This window comes from Mucilaginibacter sabulilitoris (genome assembly GCF_034262375.1).
GTDB classification, from domain to species: domain Bacteria; phylum Bacteroidota; class Bacteroidia; order Sphingobacteriales; family Sphingobacteriaceae; genus Mucilaginibacter; species Mucilaginibacter sabulilitoris.
Window position 1 is genome coordinate 2,335,855 of record NZ_CP139558.1, and the last position, 14,456, is coordinate 2,350,310.

The window sequence follows — 14,456 nt, forward strand, 5'->3', positions numbered from 1 at the left end:
GGTCGAATAAAGTACTTGGGATTTATACATTGAGTATAGGAGGATGGCAGGTTGTTTTGTAAATGTAAGATTGGTGTTTGCATTAGCGTTACTAAGTTGTGCTCATAGTTTGATTTTGCACATAACCATCTCGTAATTTGAAACCAAGTGAGCAAGATATTACCGTCTGCACTGGTTCGTTCCGATAGATTTCAACAGTGGCAGGAGGGATGTCATTCTGCTACCTGCGTATAAACTCAAAGGTACCATCAGGTGCCAGCTTCATGATGGTCGACGGGTTTTTAATCTCCTTGCTATGCTGATCGATATCAACAACATAGTCAACTCCATCAATTACCTCCTGGTCAATTTGCGAAAAATATTGCGGCGATGGTTTACCACTGATATTTGCCGATGTTGACACCAAAGGTTTGCGTAAACGCTGTATCAATTGCTGACAAAACTGATTGCCGGTAACCCGTATGGCAATACTGCCATCAACAGCTATTAAAGCAGGCGAAACATTTTTAGCCCCCGGCATTACCAGGGTAAGCGGATTTTCTGCATATTCAATTAAGTCATAAGCCAAAGGGTTAACATCGCTCACATAGCTTTCCAGCTTGTTTTCGGTGTCAAGCAAAATGATCATACTTTTGGCTTCATCGCGCTGTTTAAGGCGGTAAATTTTTTGTACGGCCTCTGTATTGGTAGCATCACAGCCAATACCCCAAATGGTATCGGTAGGGTACAGAATAATTCCGCCTTCCTGCAATACTTTTAATGCTTTGGCAACTTCATCTTTAAGCATGGTTCAAATATAAGCTTAGCGTATTTATAATTTGCAATTCATCCAGCAGTTCCATGCATTTGGGTACACCGTAAAGTTTACAGGTGTTGCGTACGCACGGTTCGCAGGTTAATTTGCCATAACGCTGTATGGTTAAATTTTGTTTGTTGTAAGGTGCGGTGTTGTATTCGTTTCCCGCACCAAAAAGTACGATAACCGGCGTACCAACACTGTTGGCCAAATGAGCCGGTCCTGAGTCTGTTGTTAAAAGTGCGGTGCTTTGCGCCATCAGATTGCATAAACCAGGCAAATCTGTTTTACCGGCGTGGTTTTCCAGCTGGTCAGGATTTTCGGCACCTGTAATGAATTGGTCAACAAATGCCTCTTCTTTTGGCGAACCAATAAGGCAAAAAATAGTATTTGGAAACGCTTTCGTTAATTTATTAAGTAAAGTCCGGCCTTTATGCAATGGCATCCGGCGCGATTCGGCTTCGGAATTAAAATTAATCAATACCCGGTTTTCTTGTTTGAAGCCTGATATTGAAGTGTTTAATTTAACCTGCCTGTTGACTATCGTTTTATTGGTGAATTGTTCAAGCAGCGAGATATATTCATCAACACGATGGAGGTTAGCAGGCTTTTTATACGAGTTGGTAAGCAGAAAGAAACCACCCTCTTTGCCAAAACCTATCTTTTTTTTTGCCGATGTGGCCCAACCCATAACCACCGATGAGAGCGATTGAGGAAGGTTAAAGAACATATCGTATTTTTCGGTGCGCAGTTTTTTACCAAAACGGTAAACACCACTTAAACCACTATGTTCCTGTTTTGAAAACGGATGGATGTGTGTTAAGCCCGGGATGAGCCCCGCTATATTGCTCAACTCTTTTTTGATAATCACATCAACCTGGGCATCAGGATAAAGCTGCTTTACTGCCGCAATGAAAGCTGTACTCATTACTACATCGCCAAGCCAGTTAGGCAGCCTTATCAGTATCTTCATTTTAGTTTTGAGTATGAGTAGTTAGTTTTGAGTTGTGTGTGTTGTAAGTTTTTCAAATACTCACCACTCATAACCCACTACTCAAAACTTATTTAAACCGCTACATTGTTTTCCCTCAATGCATCATTCAGGGAAGTCTTTTTATCGGTTGATTCCTTGCGGGTGCCGATAATAAGGGCGCAAGGTACCTGGTAGTCGCCGGCAGGGAATTTTTTGGTGTATGAACCTGGTATAACTACCGAACGGGCAGGTACACGGCCCTTGTATTCAACCGGTGTTGAGCCTGTTACGTCAATAATTTTGGTTGATGCGGTTAAAACCACATTAGCGCCTAATACCGCTTCATGCTCCACATGCACACCTTCTACTACAATGGCGCGTGAACCGATAAAACAGTTGTCTTCAATAATAACAGGAGCAGCCTGCAATGGCTCAAGTACACCGCCAATGCCCACGCCGCCGCTTAAATGTACATGTTTGCCAATTTGCGCGCATGAACCTACGGTGGCCCAGGTATCAACCATGGTGCCTTCATCAACATAGGCGCCAATATTTACATAAGATGGCATCATGATAACACCTTTGGCCAAAAACGCACCATAACGGGCAATGCCATGAGGTACCACGCGCACACCGGCTGCTTTGTAATCGGTTTTTAGTTTCATTTTATCATGAAACACAAAAGGGCCAACCTTAATTTCGCTCATTTCGCGGGTAGGAAAGTATAACACTACCGCTTTTTTTATCCATTCGTTTACATGCCAGCGTGAACCAATAGGCTCAGCCACGCGAATCTCGCCTTTGTCTAACCGTTCAATAACGGCTTCAATGGCATTAGTATATTCATTAAAGTTTAGTAGATTCCTGTCTTCCCAGGCATCTTCAATCAGTTTTTTCAGATCTTGCATTGGTAAAATTAAACTTTTGGCAAATTAAAGGAATTTTAAGGAGAATTAGCTTAAAGTGTTAATTCTTTGCTTTTAGGCGGCTGATTAATAATTAGTTTTCCTGAAACAAATAATTAACTTAATTTGCGGCCAAATTACATAAAACCACACAGGGAAATATTAATCTCAAATGTTCAATCAAGAAAGTTATGACCGCCATGGCGAATGGTATAATCAACATTTTCCAACAGAAGCGGATAAAGTAACTTATTTTAAAAAAGCAAAAGCACTTGAAGCTGATAATGTTGCTATATGGCTGCAAAGCCTGTTTTTTAAATGCTTAAACCCTTTATTAAATAACGCAAACCAGCGGTGGTTAACTGTTGGCGATGCTTACGGTTTTGACGCGCAGTATATTATATCAAAAGGCAGCAGCGCGGTTGCTACCGATTTGAATGCCGATTTTTTAGCTGTAGCAAAAAGCGAAGGGATAATTGAAGAATACGCTGCCGAAAATGCAGAACGCCTGTCTTTTGGGGATAACAGCTTTGATTTTGTACTTTGTAAAGAATCATATCATCATTTTCCGCGTCCTTATGCGGCATTGTATGAAATGATGAGGGTGGCGCAAACCGGCATTATGATCATAGAGCCGCAAGATCCGGTTTCAAAAATGCCACTGATATTGTTTTTAAACAATATACTGGCAAAGGCTCCGGGATTGCTGAATAAAGTTTGGAAAAACAGGTTCTCGTTTGAGCCGGTAGGGAATTTTGTGTACAAAGTTTCGGAAAGGGAGTTTGAAAAGTTTGCAGCCGGACTTGGGTTGCCGCTTGTGGCATTTAAAAATTTAAACCCTAACTTTTATTTTAAAGGAGCCGACAACTTAAAAACCAGCAGTAAGGATACTAAATTCTTAAAATTGAAAGCTAAAAAGAAGCTATTAGATATTTTGGTAAGCCTGAAGCTGATTCCCGGACAGGTACTATCAACAATTGTATTTAAGCGGGTACCCGATCAGAATGTTATTGATGGATTAAAAAAGGATGGCTACCATTTGGTATACATTCCTAAAAATCCGTACACTAATGCATAATTAATTATCCGGTTTTATAGTAAACCCCTGTTTCAAGATGCTTTAATCGCTACGCTTGAACAGGGGTTTGTAATTATCGGAAATCTATAACTGCGCAATTATACCAGAGGTTTTTCTTTGTATTCGTCGCTTATGTTTACCCGTAAGCGCTTCATGGGCAATAGCTCAGATTCATAAACTTTTTTATTCCCGTCGCCCATGGCTATTTCAACGTCTCTTATATCCCGCACCAGGCGCTGCAAGCCTTGTGGTTCTACTGAAGCCGCATGGTCAGATCCCCACATGGCCCGGTCAAGCGTGAAATGACGTTCAACAAAAGTGGCTCCCATGGTAACGGCGGCTACGGTTGTAGCTAACCCGGTTTCATGGCCAGAATAACCAATCGGAATACCTGGATATTTAGCTTCCAGTGTTTGTATCATTTTTAGATTCAGCTCCTGTGGAATGCAGGGATAGGCGGAGGTAGAATGTGCTATAAACAGCGGATAATTTTTATCGAAAGCGTCGATAAAATTCATAGTATGTTCTATCTCTTTCATCGTTGACATACCCGTTGACAGCATTAAAGGTTTGCCGGTTTCCAAAATGCGTTTTATCAGATCAAGGTCGGTTAATGATGCCGAAGCTAATTTGTACAATACCGTATCAAACCGTTCCATGAAATCAACCGATGGAACATCCCAGGCAGATACAAACCAGTCTATCCCCAGTTTTTTGCAGTACTGATCAATAGTGGCATATTCAGCTATTCCAAACTCTGTTTTACGCTTATAGTCGATATAAGAAATTCGTCCCCAGGGGGTATCCCGCATAACTTCCCATTGATCTTTTGGAACACAGATCTCTGGTGTCCTTTTTTGAAATTTAACCGCATCGGCTTTTGCTGCTACGGCTTCATCTATCAGTTTTTTCGCGGTTTCTAGTGATCCGTTATGATTAATACCAATTTCGGCTATAATATAGCTTGGCTGGCCCTTACCAATTACGCGCCCGTTGTTAAGGATAATGGAACTGTTTTTAGCATTCGCGAAAAAGGAATCATTTTTTGATTCGATAATCATTTCCACAAATTCACGGAAACAGCCTTCGCCACCATTTAATGAACATACCACGTCTGCGATAGCTTTGATATTGGGGAGGGCATCAGCAGGGCAGGCGGTTAAACCCGCTATTTTCATTACTTCCAGATCATTATAATCATCGCCTATATAAGCTATTTGCTGCGGTTGCAGATTTAGCCGGTTACAAATTTCTGTAAAAGCCGCGGGTTTATCCTTAATACTTAAATGAAGTTCAGTTATCTGCAGTTTTTCGGCTCTCTTTATTAATGAGGCCGAAGCTTCACCTGTTACAATTGCAGTATCCACATCGGCATGTTTACGCAATCTTTCTACACCCATGCCATCCCGCATGTTGAATTTTTTAAGGTTTTCACCCTCAATACCGTAGTAAACCCCTCCGTCTGTTAATACCCCGTCGCAATCGGTTATCAATAATTTGATATTTGCCGCTTTTTGTTTTATAACGTCATTCATAGTTTTTATGTGAATTAAATTATGGAAGCCTGATATGCCATATTAGGCAATATTGAAATGATGATTTGAACCAAGGTTTATTTTTGGATGAATGTCTTTTTTATCTGTTTTGCCGCTTACAAAACAGGCTTATTGTCATTCAATAAATGTAAAACCGTAGCTTTTACATAAAGCAAAGTTTGAGTTATCAAATTATTAAGTAACATGTATTGACTTTAAAGATATTATTAACATAAACGGAGTGTTAATATGATGGGTGTATTTTTACAAAAACAGTCGATTTCTAAATTAATTAATCGTTAAGATTTTATAATTTTGGAGTTGATTTTAGCTATGCCCGAAAAAGAAAAACTCAGAATAGATAAATACCTGTGGGCCATAAGAATTTTTAAAACCCGCACCCTGGCATCTGATGCTTGTAAGGCGGGACGTGTAAAGCTGGATAATAAAAATATCAAGGCATCATACGAAGTGAAAGTTGGCGACACCTATCAGGTAGCAAAAGGTATTGAACGTAAGGTAATACGCGTAACCGGCCTGCTCGAAAACCGGGTTGATGCCAAAAAAGCTGTAGATTATTATCTTGATATAACACCCGTTGAGCAAACCCAGGCTTTTAAATCCATGTTTCATGCGCCTATTTTAAAGAGGGACAGGGGAGCGGGCCGCCCAACCAAGCTCGATCGCAGGGAAATTGACGATTTAAAGGATAATTTTTTTGAAACCGAAGAGGAGGAAGAGTAGATAGATTCAAAGATTCTTCGATTTGAAAATGCGTATTGGTCATTTTCAAATCCTCAGATTAACCCATTTTCAAATTATATCAATAATCTGTCTTGTTCTCTATAGTTTCCCAAAGTTTAAAGGCCGACAACGCTTCGTCGCGCAGTAATTGTATAAACGATAATTTACGGTTTGACATCGGGCTTTCCAGTTCGTTGTAAATAAAATGATCGTCGAAACCAATGGCAGCGGCATCGGCTTTGGTATTAGCATAGTAAACTTTATCAATACGTGCCCAGTAAATTGCGCCCAGGCACATAGGGCAGGGTTCGCAACTGGTATAAATTTCGCAGCCGCTTAGGTCATAAGTGCCTAGTTCCTGACAAGCTAATCTAATTACAGAAACCTCGGCATGGGCAGTGGGGTCGTTTGTGGGCACCACACGATTGGCGCTGCGGGCTACAATCATACCATCCTTAACAATAACGGCACCAAAGGGGCCGCCCATGGCTTGCTTTACATTATGTTCAGACAGTTCAATAGCTATCCGCATAAATTTTTCATGTGCCGTATTTTCCATATTCCCCTAAATTAAAAAACCTCAACGATAGTTGAGGTTTTTATAGATTAATATTTTATGATTTTTTATTGCTGCCTGACCTGGTACTTGTCAGGGGAATTTTTAATTATTTCTTCTCTTTAGCGTAAGCGTCGTTAAGCCTTTTAATTACGTCGGTAGTAACGTCCAACGTTGCATCGCCATATAATACAGTTGGGTTAGCTTTTGAATAAGTTAATACCAGTTTATAGCCTTTTTCCTTAGCGTAAGCTTTTGTGAAATCGGAGATTTTATCATACAGTTTAGCGGCTTCGCCTGCCTGGTCATTTTGAAACTGGGCAGTAGCATTTTGCTGATAGCCTTGTAATTCCTGCTGCTTGCGTTGTAAACGCTGCTCTGTAGCCTGGCGCTGATCGGCCGGTAATGTAGCGGCGTTCTTTTGATATTCTGCAACTTCGCGCTGAAAAGCCTGCCCTTTGGCAGCAAGATCGCCCTGGGCCGATTTACCTTTATCATCAAGGCGTTTGTTTACATCCTTTGCGTACTCATATTTGCTGTATAAAGTATCAGAGTTGATATAAACAATGGTTTCTTTACTGTCACTTGGCGACGATGCGGCAGCAGCAGGTTTGTCGGCAGTTTTATTTTGATTGCAGGCGGCTATGCTTCCGGCAATTAATATCCCTAATGTGAATTTTGTTAAAATTGAAGCCGTAGTTTTCATCTAATTAATTGATTTTTTCGTGTTTATGTTTGCTGTGCGATTTATAAAATAGCACTTTCATTTACTTCTCTATTAAATTTTAGCTTGCAATTATAGTGTTTTGTATTCTTCGGAACGAAACATTATTTGTTTTAAGTAAAATTTTGACAAAGATAAACTTTCGTTTCAAGTATCCTAATCAGATATGAATGTGCAGGCTCCAAACAGATATAAGACACAAATTAAAAATAAATGATTTTATCTATCCACACTGTGCTTTTTATCAACAACTAATCGTTAATTACGAGTTAATTTCGTATTTTTGAAGGTTGTTGTATTAAATAAATATGAGCGAAGAAAATCAGGACAGATCCAATTATTCAGCAGATAATATACAGGTATTAGAAGGTTTAGAGGCGGTACGTAAGCGTCCGTCCATGTATATCGGTGACACAGGCGTTAAAGGTCTGCACCACCTGGTATATGAAGTAGTTGATAACTCCATCGACGAAGCCCTGGCCGGCTACTGTGATACCATAAAAGTAATTATACATTCAGGAAACTCCATTACCGTTGAGGATAACGGTCGCGGTATCCCTACCGGTATCAATACCAAGGAGGGTAAATCGGCGCTGGAGATAGTGATGACCGTTTTACATGCCGGCGGTAAATTTGACAAAGACACTTATAAAGTATCGGGTGGTTTGCACGGTGTAGGTGTGAGCTGCGTTAACGCGTTGTCTACCCATGTTAAAACCGTAGTACACCGCGAAGGAAAAATATTTACCCAGGAGTACGAAAGAGGTAAGCCATTATTTGATGTTAAGGAAATAGGCGTATCCGAGCGTACCGGTACTATACAAACTTTTCAGCCCGATCCGGAAATATTTCAGTTTACTACTGAATATAAGTATGAAACACTTGCCGGCCGTTTACGCGAGCTTGCATTTTTAAATAAAGGTATCCGCCTTACTTTAACCGACGAACGTTTCCCTAATGAGGATGGTAGCTTCCCAACCGAGGAATTTTATTCAGAAGGTGGCTTGCGCGAGTTTGTGAAGTTTTTAGATGGCACACGTGCTTCTATTATTCCCGAACCGATTTACCTGGATGGGGTAAAGAACGGCATACCTGTTGAGCTTGCCTTTCAATATAATGATACTTACTCCGAAAACGTATTTTCTTATGTAAATAACATTAATACCATTGAAGGCGGTACCCACGTGGCCGGCTTCCGCAGGGGGTTAACCCGTACTTTGAAAACATACGCCGATAAATCGGGCTTGCTTAAGAACATGAAAATTGAAATTACGGGCGATGACTTCCGCGAGGGGTTGACGGCCGTAGTTTCTGTAAAAGTTCAGGAGCCGCAGTTTGAAGGGCAAACCAAAACCAAGTTAGGCAATAACGAGGTAATGGGGGCTGTTGATATGGCAGTTGGTGAAATTTTGGGCAACTTCCTTGAAGAAAATCCCAAGGAAGCAAGACTGATTGTTAACAAGGTAATACTTGCTGCAACGGCGCGTGCCGCTGCCCGCAAAGCCCGTGAAATGGTACAGCGCAAAAGCGTAATGACAGGCTCTGGCTTACCCGGTAAATTGTCTGATTGTGCTAATAATGACCCTTCATTGTGCGAATTGTTCCTGGTGGAAGGTGACTCGGCGGGTGGTACCGCCAAACAGGGCCGCGACCGCGAATACCAGGCTATTTTACCTTTAAGAGGTAAAATCCTGAACGTAGAAAAAGCCATGGAGCACAAGATATACGAGAACGAGGAGATTAAGAACATGTTTACCGGTTTGGGTGTTAGCCGTGGTACTGCAGAGGATGACAAGGCGCTTAACCTTACCAGGCTGCGTTACCACAAGATCATCATCATGACGGATGCCGATGTAGATGGTTCGCACATTACTACCCTGATTCTTACTTTCTTTTTCCGTTATATGAAAGAGCTGGTTGAAGCCGGTTATGTTTATATCGCTTCGCCGCCATTGTACCAGGTTAAAAAAGGTAAAGAATCTGAGTATTGCTGGAATGATGTACAGCGCGATGCCGCCATACAGCGTTTAAAGGGGGCCGGTAAAGAAGATAGTGTACACGTACAACGTTACAAAGGTTTGGGTGAAATGAATGATATCCAGCTTTGGGATACTACTATGAACCCTGCCACACGTACCCTCAAACGTGCTACCATTGAAAACGCCGCTGAATGTGATCATACCTTCAGCATGCTGATGGGTGATGAAGTTGCACCCCGTCGTGAATTTATTGAGCGCAACGCCAAATACGCCAAAATTGATACATAAGATTCTGAGCGAGATAAGAGAAAGGCCGCAGTGTGAACACTACGGCCTTTTTTATGATATGAAGTTTTAATAATATATCAATTATTTAAATAGTCGCCCAGGGCTTTAAGATAGTTGTCATCAATATCACTGCTGCTATTGTCTGCTATGAATTTATCTACTTTATCACTCTGGCTGGAGAAGATTGTTTTAAGTGTCTTTTTCTTTAATGACAGTTTTTGAGGAGCACCCTGTTTCATCACTACATAATAATTGCTTTTATCAATATAGGCATCATAATTATGACCGGTAGACATCATTCCATTAGTTGAAAAGTTGGCTTTTTCATACATTGTACCTAAGTCTTTGTATATGTTCACGTTTTTACCAGCTGTAATTACCTCTACATAATGGTTTTTATTTATAGCAGGTACATTTTCAAAAACTAAAGGAATGTGTTTGTTATCAAACAAAGTAAAGGTTTTTATCTGATCTCTGTTAACTTCTATCGCGGTGCTCTTGTTTGAGGTCATCAGCAAGCCGCCTTCAATTTTATCATAATTAAAAAGGTAATGTTTATCCTGAACTATTACGCCTTTATTGTCAACAACATAACCGTGCATCCAGTCATTAAACAAATAACGGCTGCCCCGAACCTCACCCGAGCTCGATTTTGGCGAAATCATAGCTAAAACGTCTATCATTTGCGTGTGAGATTCAAAAAGTGGGTTATTCGCATTATCAAAACTTAGTGTTTTGCTGGTATTGGCCGACTCCCCTGCCGTTAATACAACGTTTATATCTTTAGCATTATCAACCTTTGTGATAGTACTTTTGTACCCTGCGCATGTTATCTCCAAAGTAGAGGCGGGGGCAGTATTCAGTTTAAAGGTACCCAACGAATCGGTATAAGTTGCGTTTTGGGTTTTCTGGTCACTTACAAAAGCAAGGGATATAGGTTGGCCATGTTCGTTTTTTACAGTGCCGGTTGTTTCAATACTTTGTGCGAAGCTGACTTTTACTAAAAAAGCAAAAGCCAAATAGAGTATAAGTTTTCTCATGATTTAATAATTGTGATATACTAATTTAGTACATAATTATAAAATGAGCTAAATACATATTAAAATTTTACAAATAATATTTTAGAGGAAGTAACACGTGTAATAAACAGTTGAATGAACGTTTAGTTAACGTTTGCTAAAACGTGGCTTTTTTAATTTTAACGCCTGTTTGTCATAATCAATAATGGCTTTGTATTTCATTAAAATATCACCCCCTAAAACACCCAGCACCTGTGGGTGCCCCATTTGGCTATAGGCCAGGTTGATGGTAGAGAGGTCTAGAACAGCTACTTCAAAATCGGCTATAGGCAAATCGCCGATGAACATGCCGCTAATAATTGCCGTGAATGATTCCATGCTGTTAGTACCCAGACCGGTTGATAACCTGTCGCTGGCAAGTATATCGGTAGTTGCATTTGCTTCAAAAAGCATAGTGCGGTCAAACGCTGTTTTTGAGGCGCCGGTATCCAGTACTACAATGAAGGCTTTCCCAAATAGTGTAATTTCAAGCAGGGGATGAAAGCCATCGTCGTGCAGGTCAATAATCTGGAGCGGTATAGTAGTAGTCATTGGATAATGATAGTGATTTTATTCAATTATTCGGGCAAACAGCAGCCTCAATAAATATTTTCTTACAGCCTGATGTTATTTCAATATGTAAAGTTCTTTACAATATATGTAAAGCAGATTGGGCATGAGAGTACACATATTATATATCTATATTTATTTCGGAACAGGTTTAACCTGATACCTGTTTTTTAGTATTAATACCCGTTATAAATTTTATTTGCTTAATAAATGAATATGGAAAGAGAAATGATAAGGGATATTGTTGCCTGGGATATTGTAAACTGGTCAAAGGCAATTAAGCATTGGCAAAATACGGTTCCGGTTTTAAACAAAGGTTACGAATGTCTTGAATTGGGATCAAGTAAAGGCGGAATGTCTTTGTGGCTTGCATTGAACGGCAATAAAGTACTATGCACAGATCTGAACGGCCCGGAAGAAGCCGCATACCAAATTCATGAAAAATACAACTGTTCATCAAAAATAACATATGGCTCTATGGATGCCACTAATATTCCGCACGAGAATAAGTTTGATGTGGTTATTTTTAAATCCATTATTGGGGGAATCCCGCAGGACAAAGCAAAAACGCTGACCGAGATCCATAAAGCACTTAAGCCCGGCGGTAAACTATTATTCGCCGAAAATTTAGAGGCCACCCGTTTACATAAAATACTCCGTAAAAACTTTGGTACAAAAGGATGGGATTACCTAAGGATGGATGAAATAAACGAAGTTTTTGCTGCTTATAATAAAGTTACCTATACCACTGCCGGTTTTTTTGGCTGTATGGGCAGAAATGAATGGCAACGAAACTTTTTAGGCAATGTTGATACCATGCTGAACTGGATTATCCCCAACAGGAGTAAATATATATTAATAGGTGTTGCCGAAAAATAGATAAATCTTAACCTAATCAACTATAAATCCCGGTACAAAACGAAAGGCAGCATTTACGCTGCTTTTTTAGTTTATGTTATATCAAAACGGATATCCGATAGCCAGGTTAAACACCGCATAGCGCGAGTTAAAGCCCCAGCGCTGTCCTTCCGGTAAATACGGCGTGCGGAGCGGATAACCCATATCTGTACGTAATACCAATACCGAAAGGTCAAAGCGCAAACCAAAACCTGCATCAACCGCAAAATTATTCAGGAAGTTTTTATTGAAGGCAGCTCCGGGACGTCCGCCATTATGTAGCAGCCAAATGTTACCGGCATCCACAAATAATGCACCACGCACAATACTGAATAGTTTTGGCCGATACTCCACATTTGCTTCAATTTTTATATCGCCAGATTCATCCGGCAGAAAATCGCCTGATGCGATAAGCGCTCTTGGATCGTATGAACCGGGACCTAACGAACGAGCCTGAAAACCACGTAAACTGTTTGGTCCGCCTATGAAAAACTGCTGGCTGTAAGGCAGCTGCGTAGAGTTACCATAAGGTAAACCGACGCCTACTATTAATCTGCTGGCAAAGGTGCTGTTTGGTCCGGTTTTGTGAAAATACCTGATCTCATTTTCCAGTTTTACATATTGATTAAATATGGTGCCAAAAAGTGTTTTTGCTTTACCCGCCGTAGTATCGGCACCGGTAATTAAACCATAAATGTTATTTGATAAGCTTATTTTACCATTGTAGTATAGCGTATTGGTGCGGTAGTCTTCAGTAGTATTGGTAAAAGTATAACCGTAGCTTGGGCCTAAAGTAAACTGCTTATCAATGACATGCTGTAGCGCAGGATTTCGCGGTGTGCCAGGAGGCTTGTTTACATTGTTTATACTGTCTAAATAAAGCTTTGATACGCTTTGCGGGTTAACAAAAGTTACATTCAGTATATTGAGTTCATGCGTACGGTGAACATTCTCTTTCCACTGGTAACCGAATGACGCATTAAATGAATTTAGCGTGTATAGTTTTTGGCGGTTAACCAGCGTATACCCCAAAGTTAAGTTAGTATGCGGTATGTACGCATTATCAGCCTTGGGATATATAGGGCTTATAAACCGCGGCCATGAAATTGTTGTTTGTATACCGGCCTGGTAAACATTAAAACCGTTGTTGTTGCCGCCCACCTGTACGTCGGTGCTACCAAAAAGCGTTACTTTTAAAGCTTCACCTCCTTTAAACGCATTACGGTTTAGCCAGTTAAGGTTTATCTGTGTACCCGTATAATTTGCCGATGTGGTGCGGCCCAGTAATTCCAGTTGTAGTGATTTCTTTTTATAAGGTGTTAAAAAGTAATATACATCCAACTTGGATGAATCTGCAGATACATCTTCAAACCGGTTCTTCACAAACTTATAGGGCCCTAAGTTTACAAAGCGGTTCAGGGAATTATTATGCGCAGTACGGTTGTACACTTCGCCCGGACGCATTAAAACGGTATTGGCAAAAATATAATTGTTAACTGTTTTTCTTTTTTCTACTACATTGTACCAGCGATATGGCTGCGCTATATCCAGATTAAGGGAAGTATCGCGCAGCGTATAGCTTGGATACACATAAATTTTGTTGATGGTATATATAGTTTTTGCCCTGTCGGCCACTTCATTTTTAACGGCCACAAATATATCAACGTGATGGTCTGCTATGGTGCTGTCTACCCTCATGATCAGGTCTTCGGGTGCAAAATAATAAAAGCCCTCTTCCTTTAAACGAGCGTCTATACGTATGCGCTCGTTTTTAATAACATCGAGATTGTAGTTGTTACCGGGTTTTAAAAACGTTTGGGCTGCAGTACCTGCCACAGCGGTATCAATAGTTCCTTTACCGGGAGGGAATATCACCTTTCTTATTCTGTAAGCCGGTCCCGGTAAAGCGGTGTATACCGCCTTGGCAGTTTTGCTTTTGGGCTTACTTATCGTATCACCAGTTACCTGGGCCTGAAAATAGCTTTCGTTCTGCAGCCTGTTTTGCACTATGCTGCTGTTTTTTTCCAGATCAACAGCGCTTGCCAAAACAGGGGGCTCGCCAAATTTGGTGTTGAGCCAGTGAGCAAAACCCTTTGTTTTTTTTGTACGGGTTTTATTGTATATCCATAATTTTATCCTTAAGCCCAGTATAGCTCCATTAGGCTTAGGGCGTAATAAGGTTTGTAGCTCTTCACTTAAAGCTTTGGCATCACTCTTTTTAATGGCTGTATCCCGAACTTTCACCTCGCCGCCTGTATAAAGTTTCTGACCCGGAAGCAGGTACTTTGTATTACTGCAGGCGCTTAGCAAGGCAGACACTATCAATATATATATAAAGTGTTTGAACATAAGC

General features: G+C 40.6%; 13 protein-coding genes. 4 read left to right on the top strand and 9 right to left on the bottom strand.

Translation table 11 applies throughout. The features are described from left to right. Positions 1-220: 220 nt before the first annotated feature. From SNE25_RS10050 to SNE25_RS10060, 3 genes are all read right to left on the bottom strand, one after another. Positions 221-787: an L-threonylcarbamoyladenylate synthase gene (locus SNE25_RS10050; protein ID WP_321564964.1), complete on the bottom strand. Its 567-nt coding sequence runs from the start codon at positions 785-787 to the stop codon at positions 221-223. Continuing rightward, complete coding sequence (locus SNE25_RS10055) at positions 780-1,769, bottom strand: glycosyltransferase family 9 protein (RefSeq protein WP_321564965.1); 990 nt, start codon at positions 1,767-1,769, stop codon at positions 780-782. The genes SNE25_RS10050 and SNE25_RS10055 overlap by 8 nt, the downstream gene beginning before the upstream one ends. Positions 1,770-1,861: 92 nt before the next feature. Then, positions 1,862-2,677, bottom strand: a complete 816-nt coding sequence (locus SNE25_RS10060) for a 2,3,4,5-tetrahydropyridine-2,6-dicarboxylate N-succinyltransferase (protein WP_321564966.1) — start codon at positions 2,675-2,677, stop codon at positions 1,862-1,864. Positions 2,678-2,846: 169 nt separating this feature from the next. Between SNE25_RS10060 and SNE25_RS10065 the strand changes: the two genes are divergently transcribed. Continuing rightward, on the top strand, positions 2,847-3,752 hold the full coding sequence (locus SNE25_RS10065; protein WP_321564967.1) for a class I SAM-dependent methyltransferase: 906 nt from the start codon (positions 2,847-2,849) through the stop codon (positions 3,750-3,752). A 98-nt stretch (positions 3,753-3,850) separates the two neighbouring features. Here SNE25_RS10065 and SNE25_RS10070 read toward each other — a convergent pair whose 3' ends face one another. Beyond that, positions 3,851-5,287 carry an N-acetylneuraminate synthase family protein gene (locus SNE25_RS10070; protein WP_321564968.1) on the bottom strand — a complete coding sequence of 479 codons (1,437 nt, stop codon included), beginning with the start codon at positions 5,285-5,287 and terminating at the stop codon, positions 3,851-3,853. Between the two features lie 333 nt (positions 5,288-5,620). On the opposite strand from SNE25_RS10070, the gene SNE25_RS10075 reads away from it, so the two are divergent. Beyond that, the gene (locus tag SNE25_RS10075; RefSeq protein WP_321566218.1) at positions 5,621-6,031 is read left to right on the top strand and encodes an RNA-binding S4 domain-containing protein; all 411 of its coding nucleotides are present in this window, start codon (positions 5,621-5,623) and stop codon (positions 6,029-6,031) included. A 79-nt stretch (positions 6,032-6,110) separates the two neighbouring features. On the opposite strand, the gene SNE25_RS10080 is transcribed toward SNE25_RS10075, so the two are convergent. Together SNE25_RS10080 and SNE25_RS10085 are read right to left on the bottom strand one after the other, a co-directional pair. After that, positions 6,111-6,590, bottom strand: coding sequence for a nucleoside deaminase (locus SNE25_RS10080; protein WP_321564969.1), 480 nt, complete (start codon positions 6,588-6,590; stop codon positions 6,111-6,113). Between the two features lie 106 nt (positions 6,591-6,696). Then, positions 6,697-7,293 (bottom strand): OmpH family outer membrane protein, encoded by a 597-nt coding sequence (locus tag SNE25_RS10085; protein ID WP_321564970.1) that lies wholly within the window; start codon positions 7,291-7,293, stop codon positions 6,697-6,699. A gap of 326 nt (positions 7,294-7,619) precedes the next feature. Between SNE25_RS10085 and gyrB the strand changes: the two genes are divergently transcribed. Continuing rightward, the gene (gene gyrB / locus SNE25_RS10090) at positions 7,620-9,578 is read left to right on the top strand and encodes a DNA topoisomerase (ATP-hydrolyzing) subunit B (protein WP_321564971.1); all 1,959 of its coding nucleotides are present in this window, start codon (positions 7,620-7,622) and stop codon (positions 9,576-9,578) included. Positions 9,579-9,655: 77 nt separating this feature from the next. Here gyrB and SNE25_RS10095 read toward each other — a convergent pair whose 3' ends face one another. Together SNE25_RS10095 and SNE25_RS10100 are read right to left on the bottom strand one after the other, a co-directional pair. Further along, positions 9,656-10,618 (bottom strand): carboxypeptidase-like regulatory domain-containing protein, encoded by a 963-nt coding sequence (locus tag SNE25_RS10095; RefSeq protein WP_321564972.1) that lies wholly within the window; start codon positions 10,616-10,618, stop codon positions 9,656-9,658. A gap of 126 nt (positions 10,619-10,744) precedes the next feature. After that, positions 10,745-11,188, bottom strand: a complete 444-nt coding sequence (locus tag SNE25_RS10100) for an aspartyl protease family protein (protein ID WP_321564973.1) — start codon at positions 11,186-11,188, stop codon at positions 10,745-10,747. A gap of 234 nt (positions 11,189-11,422) precedes the next feature. On the opposite strand from SNE25_RS10100, the gene SNE25_RS10105 reads away from it, so the two are divergent. Next, on the top strand, positions 11,423-12,085 hold the full coding sequence (locus SNE25_RS10105; RefSeq protein WP_321564974.1) for a class I SAM-dependent methyltransferase: 663 nt from the start codon (positions 11,423-11,425) through the stop codon (positions 12,083-12,085). Between the two features lie 81 nt (positions 12,086-12,166). On the opposite strand, the gene tamL is transcribed toward SNE25_RS10105, so the two are convergent. Continuing rightward, positions 12,167-14,452 (bottom strand): translocation and assembly module lipoprotein TamL, encoded by a 2,286-nt coding sequence (tamL, locus tag SNE25_RS10110; RefSeq protein ID WP_321564975.1) that lies wholly within the window; start codon positions 14,450-14,452, stop codon positions 12,167-12,169. Between the last annotated feature and the right edge of the window lie 4 nt (positions 14,453-14,456).

Coding starts and splice junctions, on each gene's coding strand:
- SNE25_RS10050 (WP_321564964.1), bottom strand. CDS start 787: ATGCTTAAAGATGAAGTTGCCAAAGCATTAAAAGTATTGCAGGAAGGC.
- SNE25_RS10055 (WP_321564965.1), bottom strand. CDS start 1,769: ATGAAGATACTGATAAGGCTGCCTAACTGGCTTGGCGATGTAGTAATG.
- SNE25_RS10060 (WP_321564966.1), bottom strand. CDS start 2,677: ATGCAAGATCTGAAAAAACTGATTGAAGATGCCTGGGAAGACAGGAAT.
- SNE25_RS10065 (WP_321564967.1), top strand. CDS start 2,847: ATGTTCAATCAAGAAAGTTATGACCGCCATGGCGAATGGTATAATCAA.
- SNE25_RS10070 (WP_321564968.1), bottom strand. CDS start 5,287: ATGAATGACGTTATAAAACAAAAAGCGGCAAATATCAAATTATTGATA.
- SNE25_RS10075 (WP_321566218.1), top strand. CDS start 5,621: ATGCCCGAAAAAGAAAAACTCAGAATAGATAAATACCTGTGGGCCATA.
- SNE25_RS10080 (WP_321564969.1), bottom strand. CDS start 6,590: ATGGAAAATACGGCACATGAAAAATTTATGCGGATAGCTATTGAACTG.
- SNE25_RS10085 (WP_321564970.1), bottom strand. CDS start 7,293: ATGAAAACTACGGCTTCAATTTTAACAAAATTCACATTAGGGATATTA.
- gyrB (WP_321564971.1), top strand. CDS start 7,620: ATGAGCGAAGAAAATCAGGACAGATCCAATTATTCAGCAGATAATATA.
- SNE25_RS10095 (WP_321564972.1), bottom strand. CDS start 10,618: ATGAGAAAACTTATACTCTATTTGGCTTTTGCTTTTTTAGTAAAAGTC.
- SNE25_RS10100 (WP_321564973.1), bottom strand. CDS start 11,188: ATGACTACTACTATACCGCTCCAGATTATTGACCTGCACGACGATGGC.
- SNE25_RS10105 (WP_321564974.1), top strand. CDS start 11,423: ATGGAAAGAGAAATGATAAGGGATATTGTTGCCTGGGATATTGTAAAC.
- tamL (WP_321564975.1), bottom strand. CDS start 14,452: ATGTTCAAACACTTTATATATATATTGATAGTGTCTGCCTTGCTAAGC.